General features: G+C 67.4%; 22 protein-coding genes. 11 read left to right on the top strand and 11 right to left on the bottom strand.

The annotated features are described in order from the left end of the window. Positions 1–8 precede the first annotated feature (8 nt). From M0L44_RS18550 to M0L44_RS18540, 3 genes are all read left to right on the top strand, one after another. Positions 9–782, top strand: a complete 774-nt coding sequence (locus M0L44_RS18550; protein ID WP_252771494.1) for an ABC transporter ATP-binding protein — start codon at positions 9–11, stop codon at positions 780–782. 60 nt (positions 783–842) lie between these two features. Then, positions 843–1,832, top strand: a complete 990-nt coding sequence (locus tag M0L44_RS18545) for a TauD/TfdA family dioxygenase (RefSeq protein WP_252771492.1) — start codon at positions 843–845, stop codon at positions 1,830–1,832. A gap of 120 nt (positions 1,833–1,952) precedes the next feature. Further along, a complete protein-coding gene (locus M0L44_RS18540) occupies positions 1,953–2,468 on the top strand; it encodes a MarR family winged helix-turn-helix transcriptional regulator (protein ID WP_252771491.1) in 516 nt (171 codons plus the stop codon). A 64-nt stretch (positions 2,469–2,532) separates the two neighbouring features. On the opposite strand, the gene M0L44_RS18535 is transcribed toward M0L44_RS18540, so the two are convergent. The 3 genes from M0L44_RS18535 to M0L44_RS18525 form a co-directional block, all read right to left on the bottom strand. Further along, on the bottom strand, positions 2,533–3,591 hold the full coding sequence (locus M0L44_RS18535) for a porin (RefSeq protein WP_252771489.1): 1,059 nt from the start codon (positions 3,589–3,591) through the stop codon (positions 2,533–2,535). Between the two features lie 374 nt (positions 3,592–3,965). Then, on the bottom strand, positions 3,966–5,075 hold the full coding sequence (locus M0L44_RS18530) for an S-(hydroxymethyl)glutathione dehydrogenase/class III alcohol dehydrogenase (RefSeq protein WP_252771488.1): 1,110 nt from the start codon (positions 5,073–5,075) through the stop codon (positions 3,966–3,968). A 36-nt stretch (positions 5,076–5,111) separates the two neighbouring features. Then, entirely contained in the window at positions 5,112–5,396 is a 285-nt protein-coding gene (locus M0L44_RS18525) for a metal/formaldehyde-sensitive transcriptional repressor (RefSeq protein WP_252771486.1), read from the bottom strand. Between the two features lie 657 nt (positions 5,397–6,053). Here M0L44_RS18525 and infA point away from each other — a divergent pair. The 7 genes from infA (at position 6,054) to M0L44_RS18485 (ending at position 11,376) form a co-directional block, all read left to right on the top strand. Further along, a complete protein-coding gene (gene infA, locus M0L44_RS18515; protein WP_252771483.1) occupies positions 6,054–6,320 on the top strand; it encodes a translation initiation factor IF-1 in 267 nt (88 codons plus the stop codon). Positions 6,321–6,408: 88 nt separating this feature from the next. After that, the gene (rbp, locus tag M0L44_RS18510; protein WP_252771475.1) at positions 6,409–6,723 is read left to right on the top strand and encodes an RNA-binding regulator; all 315 of its coding nucleotides are present in this window, start codon (positions 6,409–6,411) and stop codon (positions 6,721–6,723) included. 195 nt (positions 6,724–6,918) lie between these two features. Next, on the top strand, positions 6,919–7,458 hold the full coding sequence (gene ssuE, locus M0L44_RS18505; RefSeq protein ID WP_252771472.1) for an NADPH-dependent FMN reductase: 540 nt from the start codon (positions 6,919–6,921) through the stop codon (positions 7,456–7,458). Between the two features lie 31 nt (positions 7,459–7,489). Next, positions 7,490–8,476 carry a sulfonate ABC transporter substrate-binding protein gene (locus tag M0L44_RS18500; RefSeq protein ID WP_252771470.1) on the top strand — a complete coding sequence of 329 codons (987 nt, stop codon included), beginning with the start codon at positions 7,490–7,492 and terminating at the stop codon, positions 8,474–8,476. A gap of 15 nt (positions 8,477–8,491) precedes the next feature. Beyond that, positions 8,492–9,679 (top strand): FMNH2-dependent alkanesulfonate monooxygenase, encoded by a 1,188-nt coding sequence (gene ssuD, locus M0L44_RS18495; RefSeq protein WP_252771468.1) that lies wholly within the window; start codon positions 8,492–8,494, stop codon positions 9,677–9,679. Positions 9,680–9,692: 13 nt separating this feature from the next. Beyond that, positions 9,693–10,490, top strand: coding sequence for an aliphatic sulfonate ABC transporter permease SsuC (gene ssuC / locus M0L44_RS18490; protein ID WP_252771467.1), 798 nt, complete (start codon positions 9,693–9,695; stop codon positions 10,488–10,490). A 31-nt stretch (positions 10,491–10,521) separates the two neighbouring features. Further along, positions 10,522–11,376, top strand: a complete 855-nt coding sequence (locus M0L44_RS18485; protein WP_252771465.1) for an ATP-binding cassette domain-containing protein — start codon at positions 10,522–10,524, stop codon at positions 11,374–11,376. Here the strand turns inward: M0L44_RS18485 and M0L44_RS18480 are convergent. The 3 genes from M0L44_RS18480 to M0L44_RS18470 form a co-directional block, all read right to left on the bottom strand. Beyond that, complete coding sequence (locus M0L44_RS18480) at positions 11,371–11,880, bottom strand: SRPBCC domain-containing protein (RefSeq protein ID WP_252771463.1); 510 nt, start codon at positions 11,878–11,880, stop codon at positions 11,371–11,373. The genes M0L44_RS18485 and M0L44_RS18480 overlap by 6 nt on opposite strands. Next, a complete protein-coding gene (locus tag M0L44_RS18475) occupies positions 11,861–12,211 on the bottom strand; it encodes an ArsR/SmtB family transcription factor (RefSeq protein WP_252771461.1) in 351 nt (116 codons plus the stop codon). The genes M0L44_RS18480 and M0L44_RS18475 overlap by 20 nt, the downstream gene beginning before the upstream one ends. Before the next feature lie 174 nt (positions 12,212–12,385). Beyond that, entirely contained in the window at positions 12,386–13,390 is a 1,005-nt protein-coding gene (locus M0L44_RS18470; RefSeq protein ID WP_252771459.1) for a DUF3466 family protein, read from the bottom strand. 264 nt (positions 13,391–13,654) lie between these two features. Here M0L44_RS18470 and M0L44_RS18465 point away from each other — a divergent pair, with 264 nt between their 5' ends. Beyond that, entirely contained in the window at positions 13,655–15,088 is a 1,434-nt protein-coding gene (locus tag M0L44_RS18465) for an FAD/NAD(P)-binding protein (protein WP_252771457.1), read from the top strand. 69 nt (positions 15,089–15,157) lie between these two features. Here M0L44_RS18465 and M0L44_RS18460 read toward each other — a convergent pair whose 3' ends face one another. The 5 genes from M0L44_RS18460 to M0L44_RS18440 form a co-directional block, all read right to left on the bottom strand. Then, the gene (locus tag M0L44_RS18460; RefSeq protein WP_252771455.1) at positions 15,158–15,910 is read right to left on the bottom strand and encodes a serine O-acetyltransferase; all 753 of its coding nucleotides are present in this window, start codon (positions 15,908–15,910) and stop codon (positions 15,158–15,160) included. Then, on the bottom strand, positions 15,907–16,875 hold the full coding sequence (locus M0L44_RS18455; RefSeq protein WP_252771453.1) for a CysB family HTH-type transcriptional regulator: 969 nt from the start codon (positions 16,873–16,875) through the stop codon (positions 15,907–15,909). The genes M0L44_RS18460 and M0L44_RS18455 overlap by 4 nt, the downstream gene beginning before the upstream one ends. 169 nt (positions 16,876–17,044) lie before the next feature. After that, positions 17,045–17,446, bottom strand: a complete 402-nt coding sequence (locus M0L44_RS18450) for a hypothetical protein (protein ID WP_252771451.1) — start codon at positions 17,444–17,446, stop codon at positions 17,045–17,047. 178 nt (positions 17,447–17,624) lie between these two features. Next, positions 17,625–17,978 (bottom strand): hypothetical protein, encoded by a 354-nt coding sequence (locus M0L44_RS18445; protein WP_252771449.1) that lies wholly within the window; start codon positions 17,976–17,978, stop codon positions 17,625–17,627. A gap of 61 nt (positions 17,979–18,039) precedes the next feature. Then, entirely contained in the window at positions 18,040–18,495 is a 456-nt protein-coding gene (locus M0L44_RS18440; RefSeq protein ID WP_252771447.1) for a GNAT family N-acetyltransferase, read from the bottom strand. Between the last annotated feature and the right edge of the window lie 199 nt (positions 18,496–18,694).

Raw genomic sequence — 18,694 nt, 5'->3', positions numbered from 1 at the left:
GTGCCGAGATGACCGCTGAAACCGCCTCTGAACGCCCGCTGCTGCTGGAGGTTGAGAACCTCTCGGTGGCCTACGGCAAGATCGAGGCCCTCTCCGGCGTGAGCCTGCGGGTGCGCCAGGGCGAGATCGTCACCGTGATCGGCCCCAACGGCGCGGGCAAGAGCACGCTGCTGGGGGCCTTGATGGGGGCGCTGCCCGCGCGCGACGGCCGCATCACGCTGGCCGGCCGGGTGCAAGGCGCGCTGCAGGTGGAGGCCCGGGCTGAACAAGGCCTGGCCCTGGTGCCCGAGACCCGGGCGTTGTTCGCTAGCATGACGGTGGAGGACAACCTGCGCCTGGGCGCCTACCGCTTCCGCGGCGAGGGGGCGGCCCGCCACGCGCAGGCGCTCGACGAGGTCTATGCGCTGTTCCCGCGTCTGCAGGAGCGCCGCCGCCAGGAGGCCGCGACGCTGTCGGGCGGTGAGCGCCAGATGCTGGCGCTGGGCCGCGCCCTGATGGGTCGGCCGCAGCTGCTGATGCTCGATGAGCCCAGCCTGGGCCTGGCACCGCTGATCGTGCGCGACATCTTCCGCATCATCGTGCAGTTGCGCGCGCAGGGCGTGTCCATCCTGCTGGTCGAGCAGAACGCCCGCGCGGCGCTGCATGTGGCCGACCACGCCTATGTGCTGGAGCTGGGCCGCGTGGCCATGGAAGGGCCGGCCGCCGCGCTGGCCCACGACCCGCGCGTGATCGAGGCCTACCTGGGGGCGCAGGCCAAGCACCAGGAACTGCTGACCACCTGAGACCGTTCGAGGGGCCGGGGCGGCCCTTCCTCTGTTTCCCCACTGTTGGAGAGTTTGAGCATGAGCGTGATCCTGAAAGAGAAGATTGCCAGCCGCGTGGCCTGGAAGGGCAGCGAGCTCGCCCGGCGCGAGGATTGGATCTACCGGTTGTCCGAGGCCTCGGTGGCCGCGCTGGATCAGGCGCTGAACGCGGTGCAGCAGCGCGGGCTGGCCTTCCCGGGCTTCACCCGGGCCGATTTCCCGATCCCCGACTTCCTGGCCGAGGAGATCCGCGGCTTTGCCGACGAGCTGGAGAACGGCCGGGGCTTCATCGTGATCCGCGGTCTGCCCGCCGAGCGCTACACCGAGGACGAGCTGTCCATCCTCTACTACGGCCTGGGCCTGCACATGGGCACGCCGGTGACGCAAAACGAGCGCGGCGACCTGCTGGGCCGGGTCACCAACGTGGGCGACCTCAACAAGAAGACGACCCGGGTCTACGAGACCAATGCCTATCTGCCCTATCACACCGACCTGTCGGACGTGGTGGGTCTGCTGAGCATCCGCAAGGCCAAGAGCGGCGGCTTGAGCAGCCTGGTCAGCGCGGCCGCCATCTACAACGAGATCCTGGAAAAGTACCCCGAGTACATGGGGCTGTTCTACCGGCCGATCTACTTCGCCCACCTGGGTGAGGCCCTGCCCAGCCTGTCGCCGATCTTCAGCCAGCATGAAGGCAAGCTGGCCTGCCGCTACCTGCGCAAGTACATCGAGCTGGGCCAGGAACTGCGCGGCCTGCAGCTCTCGCGGGTCGAGGTCGAGGCCTTCAACCTGTTCGACACCCTGATCCACGACCAGGAGTTCCGCCTGGACATGATGATGGAGCCGGGCGACATGCAGTTCTGCAACAACTACGTGGTGATGCATTCGCGCACGCATTTCGAGGACCATGAAGACCTGGCCCAGCGCCGCAAGCTGCTGCGTCTGTGGCTGAAAATGCCCAACGCGCGCACCCTGGCGCCCGAGTTCCCGGGGCGCAACGGCATCCCGGCGCGCGACATGGCGGGCGCCTGAGGCTCCGGCCTTGGCAGGGGCCGTGCGTCGCGCGGGGGGCATGCCCTCGCTGCACGCCTGCGATGCGGGTCTGGCGCTAAGATGCCGGATTCCTTTTGCGCGACCATCCCGCATCGCATCGTGAGCCTCTACGACCCCGCCAGTCCCGACTTCGTCAAGGAAGAGTTTCCGTTCTACTGGCTGGCCCGGGTCCACGGTGTCTACCAGATGGACATGGAGCGGGCCTTGAAGACGGTGGGTCTGGACATTCCCACCTGGCGCACGCTCTACATCCTCAACGAGAACGGCAGCAGCAGCATGTCGGAGATCTCGTTGCATGCCATTGCCAAGCTCTCCACGGTCACCAAGATCGTCTACCGCATGAAGGGCGAGGGCCTGGTCGAGACCCACACCTCGCCGCAGGACGCACGGGTCACGATCGTCACCCTCACCGCGTCCGGCCGTGAGGCCATCGCGCGCAGCAAGCTGGCCATCCAGCACATCTTCGGCCGGGCCTTCGAGGGCCTGACCCCGTCCCAGATCCGCAAGCTCAACGAAGTGCTGCACCTGATCCTGGACAACCTGTCGCCCCGCCACGCCGAGCTGGCCGCGGCCGGTCGCCCCAACCACGCGGCCCCCAACGCAGACGCCGCCTGAACCAGGTGGATCCTGGCGCCGGCGGCGCGGAATCTGTCCCGGCCCGATGGGGCCGGGGCATCGCTCAGAACTTGTGGCGCAGGCCCACGGCCAGGCCCGTCTGGGCGGTCGAAGAAGACTTGCCGCCCAGCGCGCCCTCGATCTGGGCACCGTACTCACGGTCGCGTCCGTTGGACAGCACCACGTAGGCATCGGTGCGCTTGGAGAACAGGTAGTCGGCGGTCAGCGTGATCTGGTCGGCGCTGGCCAGATCACGGCGCTTCTGTGCCTGCAGGCCGGCACCCAGCACCACCGTCGGCAGCACCTTGTAGGTCAGGCCGATTTCACCGGTGGTCACGCGGTCCTTGGGGCCGCTGCTGTAACCCACCTGGGACAGCATGCCGAACAGGCGCATCTTCTCCATCTGGTAGGCCGCGCCCAGCGCGTATTCCTTCAGATTTCCCTCGGTGGGGCTGGCGTCGTGCTTGAAGTAGGTGGCGGCCGAGGTTGAGAAGGCGCCAACGGCATAGCTGGCGACCAGGCTGTAGGCGCTCTGGTAGGCCGTCGGCTTGCCGGACACCTCGCCCAGCGAATAGGTGCCGCCGAACGAGAAGCCCGCCCACTTGGGCGAGTAGTACTTGACGCTGTTGTTGACGGCCATGCCGGAGACCCGGTTGGTCAGGCCCAGGCCACCGGCCGAGTTCATCGGCAGCGACCAGGCCATCAGGCCGGCCGGGGTGTTGGTGGCCACGGCATAGGCCGGGAACACATCGCCCGTCACATCGAAGGTGCGGCCAAAGGAGAGGCTGCCGTAGCGGTCGCTGGACAGACCGACCGAGGCATTGCGGCCCCACATCACGCCGCCTTGGGCGGTGGTGCCGGCGTCGGTGTTGAAGCCGTGCTCGAGGATGAAGTTGGCCTTGAGACCGCCGCCGAGGTCCTCGGTGCCCTTGAATCCCAGGCGGTTGCCTTGCGAGACGCCCGAGTCTTCGTTGAGGGTGCGCTTGCCAGCGACGTCATTGGTCCAGACGAGACTGGCATCGATCAGGCCATAGACGGTGACCGAGGACTGCGCATGGGCGGCACCGACGGACAGGAGGGCGGCCAGGGCAACTGGCAGCATGGGGCGGAGAGCTTGCTTCATGGAGGGTGTCATGCAATGAACTTGGGAAACCCGCGGAACCGCGGGCAGTTCGCCCCTGGTGTGCTGACTCAGCACGCCAGGGCTTGATCCTCGTCAGCAAAACTAGTGCCAAATTCACGTAAATAATGACCTGGGCTTAACTCCGAAAAATGCTCTTGTGAAACCGTATTCCACCCGAATTATTGACGGCGATTGATGTGATTCACCTTGTTAAACACTCCAGGAGCAGGCGAGTGGGGATGACGCATACGGGAGGCAAGCGATTTATTGGTGCAACTTCACGTGAAAAAGGTAGCAAATGCACGCTTGCGGTGCCCGCCTGGCGCTCAGTCTTTCGTGCTGAGCGTTGGCATTTCAGATGGGTCAGCCAGGCCTCAGTAGTGCACCACCGAGCGGATCGATTGGCCTGAGTGCATCAGGTCGAAGGCTTCGTTGATGCTGGTCAGCGGCATGGTGTGGGTGACGAAGGGGGCGAGCTTGATCTCCTCCTTCATGGCCTGCTCGACCATGCCCGGCAGCTCGCTGCGGCCCTTGACGCCGCCAAAGGCGGTGCCCAGCCACTTGCGGCCCGTCACCAGCTGGAAGGGGCGGGTGGAGATTTCCTGGCCCGAGCCGGCCACGCCGATGATGACCGACTGGCCCCAGCCGCGGTGGGCGCATTCCAGCGCGGCGCGCATCACGTTGACGTTGCCGATGCACTCGAAGCTGTGATCGACGCCCCAGCCCGTCATCTCGACGATGACCTGCTGGATGGGCTTGTCGAAGTCCTTGGGGTTCACGCAGTCGGTGGCGCCGAAGGTCTTGGCCAGCGCGAACTTGTCCGGGTTGGTGTCCACCGCGATGATGCGGCCGGCGCCGGCCATCTGCGCGCCGTGCACCACCGCCAGACCGATGCCGCCCAGGCCGAACACGGCCACCGAATCACCCGGCTGCACCTTGGCGGTGTTCTTCACCGCGCCCAGGCCGGTGGTCACCCCGCAGCCCAGCAGGCAGACCTGCTCGGGGTTGGCATCGGGGTGGATCTTGGCCAGCGAGACCTCGGCCACCACGGTGTACTCGCTGAACGTCGAGCAGCCCATGTAGTGGTAGATCGGCTGGCCCTTGTACGCGAAGCGGGTGGTGCCGTCGGGCATCACGCCTTTGCCCTGGGTGGCGCGCACCGACACGCACAGGTTGGTCTTGCCGCTCTTGCAAAACAGACAATCACCGCACTCCGCGGTGTAAAGCGGAATGACATGGTCGCCCGGCTGGACGCTGGTGACGCCTTCGCCCACCTCGACGACGACGCCCGCGCCCTCATGGCCCAGCACCACCGGGAACAGGCCCTCGGGGTCATCGCCGCTGAGGGTGAAGGCGTCGGTGTGGCAGACACCGGTGTGGGTGATCTTGATCAGCACCTCGCCCTTGCGGGGCGGGGCGACGTCGATCTCGACGACCTGCAGGGGCTGGCCCGCAGCGAAGGCAACGGCGGCACGGGATTTCATGGTCGGGGTCCTTGGTTGGAGGAGGTCGGTGGGAGGTCAGCGGAGGAAGGAGCGCAGCATGCGGACCATGTGGTCCACCTCGGCGTCCTGGGTCGGGGCGTCGGTGGGCTGGATCACCGCGGAGCCGAAGGTCTCCCGCATGTGGCTTTCCAGCACGTCGGCCATCAGGCCGTAGGTGGCGCCGCGCAGCGCGGCCAGCTGCTGCAGCAGGTCCACGCATTCGGTGCCGGCCTCGACCGCGCGCTCCAGCGCCTCGGCCTGGCCCTTGATGCGGCGAAGGCGGGTGACGACGCGTTTGCGCTCGGCGGGCGAATGCGGCATGGGGGGGCTCCTTGATACTGGGGGTCAGTATACAAAGACGCTGTGACGATGGATTATTGGCGGGCCGCCATCACGAAAGATCCCCTTTCCTCTAAAAATCGGGTAAACTCGCAGGGTTAGCTGCAGTTTCGCTTACCTCCGCAGCTTTGAGCCCGCCGGCACCTCGTGTGCCTCACACACTGTGTGCAAGGCGGCTCCCCCAGGTTGGATCCATCTCACGCGGTCACTTGGCAAACCCAGGCAAGCTTCGTCTGGTTCAACGGTCCTGACGCCCCGCCTCTGGCGGTTCATCCAGGCTCAGGATCCTGATCTTCTTTCCTCCGGTACTGGCGACAACCGCCAGGCCTTTTGCGCCGAGCCCTGCAGGCCGGTGACACGATTCCATTGATTTCTGCTTCTCCCCAGATCCGCACCGTGGGCAGGTATGTCCTGTCCCCGATGACCCAACAGACCGACACCGGTCACTTTGCAGCGTCCCTGTCCATCCGCAGTGGCACAGGTTCCGCCTCCCATGACCGGGTTTTCCGGTTCACTCCCCTGTTTTCCACGCACCGTGCTGCTTCGCGTTACGCGATGGCGCAGGGCCTGGAATACCTGCGTCAACCCGCGTTGCCGGCCTGAGCGGCAGCCCGGCACGTTCTTGCACAAGGATCACAGATGACCAAAGAAGAACTCATCGAAATGCGTGGCCAGGTGGACGAAGTCCTGCCGGACTCGCGCTTTCGCGTGACGCTGGAAAACGGCCACAGCCTGGTGGCCTACACCGGCGGCAAGATGCGCAAGCACCACATCCGCATCCTGGCTGGCGACAAGGTGTCGCTGGAACTCTCGCCCTACGACCTGAACAAGGGGCGCATCACCTTCCGTCACCTGGAACCCCGCAGCGGCGGCGCGCCTTCGGCGCCCCGGCGTCGGAAGTTCTGACGAACACGGCTCGTTTGGGCCACATTGATTGCCACGTGCTGCCGCAGCGGGCGATCCTGAACACGCGGCTTCTCTGAAAGGGTCCATCATGGACAACAAGCTCTACGTCGGCAATCTGCCCTATTCCATGGGCGACGACGACCTGCAACAACATTTCTCGGCTTTCGGCCAAGTCACCTCGGCCAAGGTCATGATGGACCGCGACAGCGGCCGCTCCAAGGGCTTCGGCTTCGTGGAAATGAGCTCGGGCGATGAAGCCCAGGCCGCCATCCGCGGCATGAACGGTGAGTCCTTCGGTGGCCGCGAGATGGTCGTCAACGTGGCCCGTCCCCGTGAAGAGCGCCCGGCCGGCGGCTTCGGCGGCGGTGGCAACCGCGGCGGCTTCCAGCGTCGCAGCTACTGATCGTTGGCTGTCTCCGGGGCCTGACGCTTCTCGCGCCGAGCCCCGGCAGCTGATCCACCCGCGCCCACGGCGCGGGTGAAGGGTCCAGCGCCCCACTGAGCGCGGACCGGATATCCAAAACGGATTTCCTTCGTTGGTCGCGCCCCAGCGGCTGGCTAAGGTGAAGCCTGTTGATCTGACAACACGGACTTCACCATGAACATCGTCGGCATTGCGGGCAGCCCGACCCGCCCCTCCCGTTCCACGGCGCTGCTGCGCCAGGCCCTGGCCCAGCTGGAGGCCATTGGCGGTCACAGCCGCCTGATCGAGGTGGCCGAACTGCCCGCCCAGGCCATTCTGCGTGCCGAATTTCGCGACCCCTCGCTGGTCGCCGCTGTCGAGGCCGTGCAGGCCGCCGACGTGGTCGTCGTGGCCACCCCCATCTACAAGGCCGCCTACAGCGGCGTGCTCAAGGCCTTCCTGGATCTGCTGCCGCAGGACGGACTGGAGGGCAAGCAGGTGCTGGTGCTGGGCACCGGCGGCAGCATCGCCCACCTGCTGGCGCTGGACTACGCGCTCAAACCCGTGCTGTCGGCCCTGGGCGCCCGCCACATCCTGGACGTGGTCTACGCCGAGGACGCCCAGTTCGTGCGCGGCGAGCAAGGCCACCAGCCAGCCGACGCCGTGCTGCAGCGCCTGGCCCGCGCCCTGGCACCGCTGACCGCCGACACCCCCGCCCTGGCCCTGGCGGCCTGAGCCTCGCGGCATTCAGCAGTACGGGGTTCCCATGTCCTTTTCCGTTTTCCGTCGTTCCTTCAACGTCTCCCGCCGTGCCTGGCTCCAACGTGGGCTGGCCGGCGCCGCTGCCCTGGGCAGTGGCGCGCTGTGGGCCCAGCCGGCCGGCCAGAAGCTGCGCATCGGCTTCCAGAAATCCGCCAGCTTGCTCACCTTGCAGAAATCGCAGGGCACGCTGGAAAAGCGCCTGGCCCCGCTGGGCTTTGGCCTGCAGTGGGTCGAATTTCCGGCCGGGCCGCAATTGCTGGAGGGGCTGAACGTCGGTTCGATCGACGTCGGCTTCGTCGGCGAGGCGCCGCCCATCTTCGCCCAGGCCGCTGGCGCGCAGTTCGTCTACATCGGCTATGAGCCTGCTGCGCCCGAGGCCGAAGGGCTGGTCGTGCCCAAGGCCTCGCCGCTGAAGACGGTGGCGGACCTCAAGGGCAGGAAGGTCGCGCTCAACCGCGGCTCCAACGTCCACTACCTGCTGCTCAAGCTGCTGGAGAAGGCCGGTCTGGCCTACAGCGACATCCAGCCGGTCTTCCTGCCACCGGCCGACGCCCGGGCGGCCTTCGAGCGCGGCGCGGTGGACGCCTGGCTGGTCTGGGATCCCTTCCTGGCGGCGGCCGAGCAGCAGATCGGCGCGCGCATCCTGGCCGATGGCCGGGGCGTGGTGTCCAACTACCAGTTCTACCTGGCCGAGCGCCGCTTCGCGCAGCAGCACCCGGCGGTCATCCAGGCCCTGTTCGAGGACACGGTGCAGCAGGGCCGCTGGATCAAGACCCATCTGGACGAAGCCGCCAAGTTGATCGCCCCCCTGCAGGGGCTGGACGTGGGCATCGTGCGCGAGAGCCTGCACCGCTACCAGTTCAACGTGCAGCCGGTGACGCCCGCCGTGGCGGCCGAGCAGCAGAAGGTGGCCGACGCCTTCGCCCAGCTCAAGCTCATCCCCAAACCCATCCGCGTGGCCGACGCCCTGCCGTCCGCCAAGGCGCGGTGACGTGAGGCGCACACCATGAAGATTCTCTGGTTCATCCCCACCCACGGCGACAGCCGCTACCTGGGCACCGCGCTGGGCGGCCGGCAGGCCGACCTGGGCTACTTCAAGCAGGTGGCCGTGGCGGCCGACACCCTGGGCTACGAGGGCGTGCTGATCCCCACCGGCCGTTCCTGCGAGGATCCGTGGACCGTGGCCACCAGCCTGATCGACGCCACCCGCCGGCTCAAGTTCCTCGTCGCACTGCGTCCGGGCCTCATCACGCCAGCCCAGTACGCGCGCATTGCCGCCACCTTCGACCGGCTCTCCGGCGGCCGGCTGCTGGTCAACCTGGTCACCGGCGGCGACCCGGCCGAGCTGGCCGGTGATGGACAGTTCCTCTCGCATGCCGAGCGCTACAAGGAGGCCACCGAGTTCCTGACCATCTGGCGCGAGATCCTGGCGCGCAGCCACCGCGGCGAGCCGCTGGACTTCGACGGCCGCCACCTGAAGGTCCAAGGCGCGCGCCTGCTCTACCCGCCGGTGCAGGCACCGTACCCGCCGCTGTTCTTCGGTGGCTCCTCACCCGAGGCCCATGAACTGGCGGCCCAGCAGCTCGACACCTACCTGACCTGGGGCGAGCCACCCGCGGCCGTGGCCGAGAAGGTGGCTGACATCCGCACCCGTGCCGCCCGGCATGGCCGCACGCTGAAGTTCGGCATCCGCCTGCATGTCATCGTGCGCGAGACCGAGGAGAAGGCCTGGGCCGCTGCGGCGGATCTGCTGTCGCACCTGGACCCGGCCGTGGTGGTCAAGGCCCAGCAGACCTTTGCCAAGATGGATTCCGAGGGCCAGCGCCGCATGGCCGCGCTGCACGGCGGTCATTTCAACCCTGAGAACGTGCGTGAAGGCCTGGAGGTGTCCCCCAATCTCTGGGCCGGCGTGGGCCTGGTGCGCGGCGGCGCGGGCACGGCCCTGGTCGGCAGCCCCGAGCAGGTGGCGGCCCGCCTGAAGGAATACGCGGACCTGGGCCTGGAGTACTTCATCCTGTCGGGTTACCCGCACCTGGAAGAGGCCTACCGCTTCGCCGAGCTGGTCTTCCCGCTGCTGCCGCTGTCGCTGCGCGACAAGCTCACCCAGCCGGCGCTGACGGGCCCCTTCGGCGAGATCGTGGCCAACACGCACGTGCCGGGCAACGAGCCCACCCTGGCACGTGCCGCGAGCTGAGGAGGCGCACGCCATGGCCGCTTCCACGCCGTCGAATGCCTGGCGCCGCGCGGGCGCAGGCTTGTTGCCCTGGCTGTTGCCGCTGATCCTGCTGGCCGTCTGGGAGCTGGCGTCCCGCATGGGCTGGCTGGCCTCGCGCGTGCTCCCCGCGCCGGATGCGGTGCTGCAGGCCTTCTGGAGCCTGCTGCTCTCGGGCGAGCTGGGCCACCATGTGGCGGTGAGCACCGGCCGCGCCCTGGGCGGGTTGGCGCTGGGCGGCGGCGTGGGTCTGGTGCTGGGCCTGCTCACCGGCACGCTGCGGCCGCTGGAGACCCTGCTGGACACCAGCCTGCAGATGCTGCGCAACATCCCGGCGCTGGCGTTGATCCCGCTGGTCATTCTGTGGTTCGGCATCGACGAGAGCGCCAAGCTCTTCCTGGTCGCGGTGGGCGTGTTCTTCCCGATCTACCTCAACACCTTCCATGGCATCCGCTCGGTCGATCCGGCGCTGATTGAGATGGCGCGCAGCTACGGCCTGTCCGGCTGGGCGCTGTACCGCCAGGTCATCCTGCCCGGGGCGTTGCCGTCCATCCTGGTGGGCCTGCGCTTTTCGCTGGGGTTGACCTGGGTGCTGCTGATCGTGGCCGAGACCATCTCGGCCCAGGCCGGCATCGGCTACATGACGATGAACGCCCGCGAGTTCCTGCAGACCGACGTGGTGCTGGTGGGCATCCTGCTCTATGCCCTGCTGGGCAAGGGTGCCGACCTGCTGGCCCGCGGCCTGGAGGCCTGGTGGCTGCGCTGGCATCCCTCGCGCCGTGCTCTGGCCTGAACCTTTCACCACAGACCCAAGGAGACGCCGCATGGCCTACTTCGAATCGAGCCTGGCTTCGGCCAGCCTGGGCGGCACCTGGACCGACTGGGTGGGCGCCGAGGCCCACGTCACCCTGCCGCCGGTGGCCGTGGCAGCACCCGCAGACAAGACCGGTCTGGCCGTGAGCCTGCGCGGCCTGAGCAAGCGCTACGGTGAGCGCACCGTGCTGCAGGACGTGGACCTGGACATCGCGCCGGGCGAGTTCGTCGCCATCGTCGGCCGCAGCGGTTGCGGCAAGAGCACGCTGCTGCGCCACCTGGCGGCGCTGGAAGCCAGTGACGCGGGCGAGTTGCGCTTTGACGGCCAGTTGGCTGGCAACCGGCTGTCACCCGATGTGCGGCTGATGTACCAGGACGCCCGCCTGCTGCCCTGGAAGCGCGTGCTGGACAACGTGGCCCTGGGCTTGAGTGGGCGTCAGGCCCGTGAACAGGCCCTGGCCGCGTTGGCGGCCGTCGGCCTGGCCGAGCGGGCCCACGACTGGCCCTGGGTGCTTTCCGGCGGCCAGCGTCAGCGCGTGGCCCTGGCCCGCGCCCTGGTGCACCGCCCGCGCCTCCTGCTGCTGGACGAGCCGCTGGGTGCGCTGGACGCGCTGACCCGCATCGAGATGCACCAACTGATCGAGCGGCTGTGGCGGGCCCAGGGCTTCACCGCGGTGCTGGTCACCCACGACGTGGGCGAGGCCGTGGCCCTGGCCGACCGGGTGCTGCTGATCGAGGACCGGCATGTGGCCTTCGACGAGGCGGTGGCGCTGCCCCGGCCTCGCCCACGCGGCCACGCCGACTTTGCTGCGCTGGAAGACCGCGTGCTGCAGCGGGTGCTGCAGGGCGGCACGACAGGCTCATGAACTGAGCGTGGGCAGCAGCGCCTCGAGCTGATCGAAGGTCTCCTGCATGTCGCCGCTGGTGCTGCCCGCGCCGATGGCGGCGTCGAGCGTGTCCTTCGACGGATAGAGTTCACGCACCACGACCCGCGTCTCGCCCGCCTGTTCCTCGAAGGTGACTGTGGTGACCTGCCCGCTGCCGAAGGCCTCTTCGTTGGTCCAGACCAGGCGCGCGTCGGGCACCACCTCGAGGTATCGGCCGTGAAACACCAAGGGTTCCGGGGCGAACTGGAACACGAGGCGGTATGTCCCGCCCACACGGACGTCCATGTCGCAGGACAGCAGGGTCATGCCCAGCGACTGGGGCACCCACCAGCGCTGGAACAGCGCCGCCTGCGTCCACGCCTGGAACACCAGATGCGCCGGCCCTCGGACGGTCCGCGTCACCACCATCTCGCGATCTGACGCCCGCTCCACCGTTGAACGGCCCTGGGCCTGGCTGGCGCTGCTATCTCGTGCTTCGGTCATCGTCTGTCTCCTTGCGTTTGAGTGCCTGAACGACGTGGTCCAGCCCGTCAAAGCGGGCATCCCACAGCTGTCGGTACTGCTCAATCCACTTGGCCTCTTCCTCCAGCCGGCGCAGGCCCAGCCGGCAGGTCCGCACCCGTCCCACCTTCTCGGTCGTGACCAGCCCCGCCTGCTCCAGGACGCCCACGTGCTTCTTCATGCCTGTCAGCGTCATGTGGAACCTGTCGGCCAGTTCCGAGATGGACGCGTTACCCCGCCCGAGCTGTTCCAACACGCCGCGCCGGGTGGCGTCTGACAGGGCGGCGAACGAGGCGTTCAGGTGTGTCGTCAAATGCTGAACCATTTGGTTCACTATAGGACGTGACTTTGTCCATGGCAAGTGACAGATGATCAAAGGGACTTGGGCCGTCTCCGGCCCAAGTCGCAAGGCATCACGAGGCCGCAGGGCCTTTCGCTCGAATTTCGCTCGGTGCCAACAGTGCTTCGGGGCCTCTGGCCAGCGGGTTCACTGCTTGGGCGTCAATTTGTAGAACACGGATTCGCCAGTGACCGTGTTGTGTGCATGGCCAACGATGAGGCCCGCGTTGTTGATGCCGGTGGCGTCATCGAGCTGCCAGCCCTGATTGCGCACGGCCTGCGTCAGCAGCAGGTTCAGGTCGACCACCGTGTCGCCGGTCCAGCGCGCCGCCACGCCGGCGCTGTAGCCCACGATCACATCAGCATTGTTGATGGCATTGGCGCAGCTGCTCGAATAGAGACTGGGACTGAGGTCGGCCAACACCGTGCCGGCGGTGCCGTCCCAACGGGTCGCATGCAGGGTGATGGTGTCGTCGCTCAGGTTGCTGCAGCCCACGGCGCGGTCGGCGTCGTTGATGCCATTGGCCTTGCTGTACAGACCGCTCATGCGCAGTCGCACGGTTTGCCCGCCTGTCCATTTCGCCGCGCCGAGACCCGAGGAATACACGACCACATTTCCCACCACCGTGCCGGCCGCGTTGATGCCGGTGGGCGTGCCCAGGGAACCTTGGCCGCTTCCGTCCAGCGACGTGACGGTGTCACCGCTCCAGAGCACCGCGTGGTCACCGGATACGCCGGCGATCTGGCCGGCCTCGTTGACAGCGGTGGCCAGCAAAGGGTAGGGGCTTCCTGGCAAAGCCGGCAGGGTGCGGTACTTGCCATGCTGCCAATGGAGCGCGTAGAGGTTGTTGTCCATCTTGCCCCAGCCAACGACATCGCCCGCGGCATTGAGGCCAAGGGCCTCGGTCGAGGAGAAGCCATCGGGTTGGTAGTTGAGCGGCTTTTTCTTCTTCCACAGGGTGGCAACGCTGGCCCCGGACACGGACGAGTTGCCAGCCACCCAATTGTTGTTGGCAATGGAGAGGGCGCCCGTGGCGGGGCTGCCGAGCGTAGGAAGCACCTCGAATTTGTAGCTTTCGGCTTGCGCCGGCAGGGCGAGGGAGGACGACAGCGCAAGACAGGCTGCAGTCAGCAGCGACGGCGTGTTGGTCATGGTGATTTTCTTTGGCAAGAACGTGAGCGGGATCGTCGAAACTGCGCCTCGATGTTGGGAGTCGCCTCACGTTCACGCATCAGCAGGTCGGATTAGTCTCCATTGCTCACCTGCGTCGGCCACCTTGGCCGATGGAAGTTGGCTTTATGCCATCCGGATCTGAGCTTATGCACCGATCTGCGTTCTCAAAGCCCGCCAGCGCGGTCAGCATCGCCCCCATCGAGGCAGCGCATCGGGTGCTGTCGGCTTGGATGAGGAGCTCACATGGATTGGGGCGCTGAAGACGCGATAGCCATCGCGGGAACCGGGTTCAGCGGCGTGGCCGTGGGCCTGCAGCTGATGCGGGCGCTGCCCGCGGGGGGCACCCTGTGCGTGCTGGGGCGCGAGCCGCAGCCCGGGCGCGGCGTGGCCTATGGCACGGCCTGCGACAGCCACCTGCTGAATGTGCCGGCCGGCCGGCTCGGCTGGGACCCACAGGACGAGGGCGGTTTTGCCCGCTGGCTGGTGGCCGCCGGCCGTGAGGTGCAGCCGGCCGATTTCGTGCCCCGTTGCTGGATGGCCGACTACCTGCAGGCGCAGTGGGACCAGGGCCTGGCCGCGGCACGTGCTCGCGGGGTGCGGGTGCAGACCGGGCTGAGCGGTCTGCGCAGCCTGCGCCGCCTGCACCACGGCTGGCACCTGGAGACGGACGATGGCCGCACCGGCCAGGCCGCGCAGGTGCTGCTGGCCACCGGCCATCTGCCGCCGCAGGCGCCGTCCCTGGGTCTCGGGGGCGACTGGCAGGCCCCGGGCTTCTGGCCCGACCCCTGGCAGCGGCCGGCCGACTGGGCGCCGGCGCCCGATGCCGAGGTGCTGCTGGTGGGCAGCGGCCTCACCGCGGTGGACCTGATCATCGAGTTGCGCGACCGCGGGCACCGCGGCCGCATCCACCTGGTGTCGCGGCGCGGCCAGATGCCGCAACCTCACCGCGTGGCCGAGGCTCGCCCGCGCCCGGGCCTGCAGCCGGTGGCGCGGCTGGGGGCCGATCTGCATCCGCGCGCCGCGCTGGCCGAGGTGCGCGCCTGGGTGCGTGAGGCCGAGGCCGAGGGCCTGGACTGGCGCGACGTGATGGCCAGTCTGCGCGCCGGCACGCCGCGTCTGTGGCAGCGCCTGTCGCTGCGCGACCGCCAGCAGTTCCTGCGCCATCTTCAGCCCTGGTGGGACACCCACCGCCACCGCATGGCGCCGGCACTGTGGCAGCGCCTGCAGGATGACCGGGCGGCTGGCGGACTGCTGTCCTGGACGGGCCGCCTGGCGGGCGTCCAGCCCGCCGAGGATGGCACGGGCTGGCGTGTGACGGTGCAGCCGCGGGGCGGTGGTGTCGCCCAGACCCTGCAGGTGCAGGCCGTTGTCAACTGCACCGGCCCGTCCGGACGGCTGCGCGATGCCCGCGACCCGCTGCTGGCCGAGCTGCGCGAGCGTGGCCTGCTCAGCGCCGATGCTCTGGGCCTGGGTCTGCTGGTGGATGCCGAACACCGCCCGCTGGACTGTTGCGGTGTGCCGGTGGAGGACCTCTACTACGTCGGCCCCATGCTCAAGGCCCAGCACTGGGAGGCCATCGCCATTCCCGAGCTGCGCGTGCATGCCCAGCAGGCCGCCAGCAGCCTGCTGGCCCGGCGTGCCGCGCTGCTGGACGAGGCCTGGGCCGCTGCCGCCTGAAGCACCACCGTCCCACAACGAACAACGCCCGGCCTCGGCCGGGCGTTGTTCATGGTGGGGAGCGTAGAGTCAGGCGGCCTGCCAGCCCGTGAGCGAACGGTGGCCGTCGATCAGCGCACCCGGCAGGATCACCGCGTCTTCCGGGATCACCACGCCGGTGGCCCTCTGCAGCGCGCAGCCCGGGCCCACGCGGGCGGCCGGGTGGATGTCGATGCCGGTGCGCACCCGCGCGAGCTCCGAGGCCATGCGGGCCAGCAGCGGCAGGCCGGCCTGGTGCAGCCGGTGGGCCAGGCGGTGCACCAGCAGGGCCCGCATGCCCGGGTGCCACAGCAGCATCTCGTCCATGCTGCGCACGCCGCTTTCCTGGTGAAAGGAGGCGGCCAGATCGGCGTCCAGTTCGGCCCGGACCATGGGCAGGGTGCCCGCAAAGTCGCGTGCGCGTTGGCGTGCCAGCTCGGCGACGTGGGGGCCTTCGGTGAGTTCGGCCCCCCGCACGCGGGCGTCGTACTGCAGCTCCAGGCGCATCAGGCCTTCCATGAACAGCAGGGTCTGACGCAGCGTCTGGCTCACATGCCGGTCCTCTTCCTGCGGCCGCAGTTCGGGTGGGCCCAGCCGCATCGGGAACAGCACGCCGCCCAAGTCCTCCAGCACATGGGCCAGGGTGTCCTCGGAGGGCAGCTCACGGCCGGCGGGCTCGCGGGCGCGGCCATTGGCCTCGCGCCAGGCCAGGCGGACTTCCCGCAGGGATTGGACGATGGCGTCCAGGGGATCGGGGTTGGCGGGCGCTGGCGCCACCGGGCGTTCTTCCGTCAGGGTGCTCATGTCGTGGCCTCGGTCAGGTGGGGGGTGTCTCGGGGGGCGGGTTCTGCGCGCGCCAGTTCGGCCTGCACCACCTCGCGGGTCAGCGGTGGGGCGAAGGCGCGGATGAATTCGTAGACCAGCTCGCGCAGCGTCTCGCCACGGCGCACCGCCAAGCGGGTGAGGTTGGGCGAGAACAGGTGGCGGGCGTCCAGCGCCACCAGGCCGGTGTCCTTCTCAGGCTGGTAGGCGATGGCGGCGATGATGCCCACGCCCAGCCCCAGGCCGACATAGGTCTTGATCACGTCCGCATCGGTGGCCTCGATGGCCATCTGCGGGCGGATGCCGGCCTGGTGGAAGGCCTGGTCGATGTGGCCGCGGCCGGTGTAGCCCAGCTCGTAGGTGATCAGCGGTTGGCGGGCCAGGCGGGCCAGGGTCAGCGGTCGGCCGTCGTCCAGCGGGTGGCCCTTGGGCACCACCACCAGGTGGGTCCAGGTGTAGCAGGCCAGTGTCAGCAACTGTGGGTGGCGCGACAGCGCCTCGGTGGCGATGCCCACATCCGCCTGGCGGTCCTTCAGCAGGCGGGCCACCTGCTCGGGCGAGCCCTGGTGCAGGCGCAGCGACACCTCGGGGTGCAGGGCGCGGAAGGCCATCACCGCACCCGGCAGCGCATAGCGGGCCTGCGAGTGGGTGGTGGCAATCGTCAGTTGGCCGGACATGGTCTTCACATGGTCGCGGCCGGCACGCTTGAGCGACTCGGCATGCGAGAGCATCCGTTCCACGATGGGCAGCATGCGCTCGCCCGGCGCCGTCAGCCCGGTCAGGCGCTTGCCGGCCCGGTTGAACAGCGTGAGCCCCAGCTCATCCTCCAGCTCGCGGATCTGCCGGCTCACGCCGGGCTGCGAGGTGTGCAGCACCTGGGCCACCGTGGTCAGGTTGTAGCCCTGGCGGGCGGTTTCCCGCACGGCACGCAATTGCTGAAAGTTCATGTGGCGGCCCCTGATTCCTCGTTCATCGAGGATCGATTCTGGGCAGCGCACCCCGGCTTGCGAAGGAAGGAATCCGAGTGAGATCAGCAGCGCGGCGCATATGAGGCCGTCGTGTCGGCTCAAGGCTGCAAACGGGGTCGGCTACAGCCTCAACCGTGTGCCCTGCAACCTACTTTGCCGCAAGCTTGGCAAGCTGGAGCAACTGTTCGTCGCTCACCAATGTGGGCTTGCCAGGGAAGTCAATGGAGCCGACCACGCAAGCACCGAGTGATCCCTTCTTGAAGCAGACGTACCGCCCCTTCTTCGACGCCACCGCGTCCTCGCCGACTCCTTGAACGGGAGCTTGGTCGTTCATCGCGGGCTGAGCCTTCCAGGTTTCATACAAGCTGGACGTTCCCACCTTCAGCGTGATGACGGTTGCGCCGTGAGGGTTCACGAAGTTCGTACCCAGCTTGTCGTACTTCGCCGGCTTTGTCGTCAAGCCAGTCTGGCCGGTGACTTGCTCGACTTGTGCCGGCGATAGCGGCAGATCTCCTGCACTTGCAGCGCACGCTGTTGCAAGCACAGCCATCGCTATGGTTGTTCTCTTTAGCAATTAACACTCCGGGAAGTGGCTGATCCGGGGAAGCTCCGGCCCTTGAGGCCAACGTTGAAGTTGTCCGGCGCGTAGCGGCATTGCGCCGCCGGGCGTATGCTCCAGCGCACGCCTTGCGACGTAATGCCGCTGCGTATCCGCGTCCAGCGACCTGTTAGACCGCATGGCTCCCCTCCCCAGGATAAGCCGACAGATCGAGCCCCAAGCCCAGCCCACCAGCGAGTGAAACGAGTGACGCGGGAAATGAATTGGTGACGAAGCCCTGGCTCGGAATATGCACAGCAAAATCGAGGGAGCCACTCGCGCCTGGCGCCATCATTGACTGAAGATCCTGTGAGTGCTCTCGCAAGAACTCCAGCGCATCCTGCACTTGGCCGGGCAAGTCTCCGAATTCACGATCACTCACCTTGAAATGGGCCGAGCCGTGCTGTAGTCGGTACGGCTGAAAGCGAATCGCAGCTAGTCGATGCTCAATGTTGGGAGCTGACAAACGCAGGATGCAGGTCATACGGGCTAATGTTCGAATTGACGGACACCGACAGGCGTCCCGTTGAATGAAGAGCTAGCCGTCACCGCGCTACCAGACGGCTCTTTGCCAGTAGCTGCGGGAGGTTGACCGTGAACTCCACTCCCTTTGCATTCTCCCGAGTGACCTGGAACCCAAGGCGAGCATGGAAAGCCATGGACAGGCTGTTAGTCTTGTAGACATTGCTTCGCAGCGAAGTGATGCCTCTGCGCGAGGCGATATTCAGGAACTGGCCGAAGAGCACCCTGAACACTGGTGCGCTCCGATGCTCAGGATGAGTGTTGAAGCCTGTGACAAACCACTGGCCCGCCTCTTGAGGCTGAAGCATGGCGTAGGCGACGAGAGCACCCTGGCGACGCACGACTGCTACCTCGGAGATGGGGAGCGAAGCCTCGATTGATTGGCGCAAGCGATCCCGGTCGAATTGATCGCCTGCGCGTTCCGTGTGTTCGCGCAGCGTCAGTAGATCGAGTTCGAGGATTTCGTGAACTTGGGGCACTTGGCGACGACTAGACAAGATGGCTTCGTGAAACTGAGCGGCCCATCTCAGGCGCGAACGTAAGTTGCGGGCCTGGGACCTGCAGAGCTACACCAATGCACCCGACGGACTCGCTGCCGGGGCGTTGCCAAATTGCTGGGAGACGGGCCATGGACAAATCTAGCACCCTGTTTGTCGGTTTGGATGTTCACAAGGACAG

The organism is Ideonella oryzae (assembly GCF_024055665.1).
Lineage (GTDB): Bacteria > Pseudomonadota > Gammaproteobacteria > Burkholderiales > Burkholderiaceae_C > Ideonella > Ideonella oryzae.
This window is presented reverse-complemented; position numbering and strand designations above follow the sequence as displayed.

Excerpts from the sequence above, each read along its gene's own strand:
- M0L44_RS18455 (WP_252771453.1), bottom strand. The coding sequence starts at position 16,875 with ATGAACTTTCAGCAATTGCGTGCCGTGCGGGAAACCGCCCGCCAGGGC.
- M0L44_RS18535 (WP_252771489.1), bottom strand. The coding sequence starts at position 3,591 with ATGAAGCAAGCTCTCCGCCCCATGCTGCCAGTTGCCCTGGCCGCCCTC.
- M0L44_RS18445 (WP_252771449.1), bottom strand. The coding sequence starts at position 17,978 with ATGACCTGCATCCTGCGTTTGTCAGCTCCCAACATTGAGCATCGACTA.
- M0L44_RS18530 (WP_252771488.1), bottom strand. The coding sequence starts at position 5,075 with ATGAAATCCCGTGCCGCCGTTGCCTTCGCTGCGGGCCAGCCCCTGCAG.
- M0L44_RS18500 (WP_252771470.1), top strand. The coding sequence starts at position 7,490 with ATGTCCTTTTCCGTTTTCCGTCGTTCCTTCAACGTCTCCCGCCGTGCC.
- M0L44_RS18550 (WP_252771494.1), top strand. The coding sequence starts at position 9 with ATGACCGCTGAAACCGCCTCTGAACGCCCGCTGCTGCTGGAGGTTGAG.
- rbp (WP_252771475.1), top strand. The coding sequence starts at position 6,409 with ATGGACAACAAGCTCTACGTCGGCAATCTGCCCTATTCCATGGGCGAC.
- ssuC (WP_252771467.1), top strand. The coding sequence starts at position 9,693 with ATGGCCGCTTCCACGCCGTCGAATGCCTGGCGCCGCGCGGGCGCAGGC.
- infA (WP_252771483.1), top strand. The coding sequence starts at position 6,054 with ATGACCAAAGAAGAACTCATCGAAATGCGTGGCCAGGTGGACGAAGTC.
- M0L44_RS18465 (WP_252771457.1), top strand. The coding sequence starts at position 13,655 with ATGGATTGGGGCGCTGAAGACGCGATAGCCATCGCGGGAACCGGGTTC.
- M0L44_RS18545 (WP_252771492.1), top strand. The coding sequence starts at position 843 with ATGAGCGTGATCCTGAAAGAGAAGATTGCCAGCCGCGTGGCCTGGAAG.
- M0L44_RS18460 (WP_252771455.1), bottom strand. The coding sequence starts at position 15,910 with ATGAGCACCCTGACGGAAGAACGCCCGGTGGCGCCAGCGCCCGCCAAC.
- M0L44_RS18470 (WP_252771459.1), bottom strand. The coding sequence starts at position 13,390 with ATGACCAACACGCCGTCGCTGCTGACTGCAGCCTGTCTTGCGCTGTCG.
- ssuE (WP_252771472.1), top strand. The coding sequence starts at position 6,919 with ATGAACATCGTCGGCATTGCGGGCAGCCCGACCCGCCCCTCCCGTTCC.
- ssuD (WP_252771468.1), top strand. The coding sequence starts at position 8,492 with ATGAAGATTCTCTGGTTCATCCCCACCCACGGCGACAGCCGCTACCTG.
- M0L44_RS18480 (WP_252771463.1), bottom strand. The coding sequence starts at position 11,880 with ATGACCGAAGCACGAGATAGCAGCGCCAGCCAGGCCCAGGGCCGTTCA.
- M0L44_RS18450 (WP_252771451.1), bottom strand. The coding sequence starts at position 17,446 with ATGGCTGTGCTTGCAACAGCGTGCGCTGCAAGTGCAGGAGATCTGCCG.
- M0L44_RS18485 (WP_252771465.1), top strand. The coding sequence starts at position 10,522 with ATGGCCTACTTCGAATCGAGCCTGGCTTCGGCCAGCCTGGGCGGCACC.
- M0L44_RS18525 (WP_252771486.1), bottom strand. The coding sequence starts at position 5,396 with ATGCCGCATTCGCCCGCCGAGCGCAAACGCGTCGTCACCCGCCTTCGC.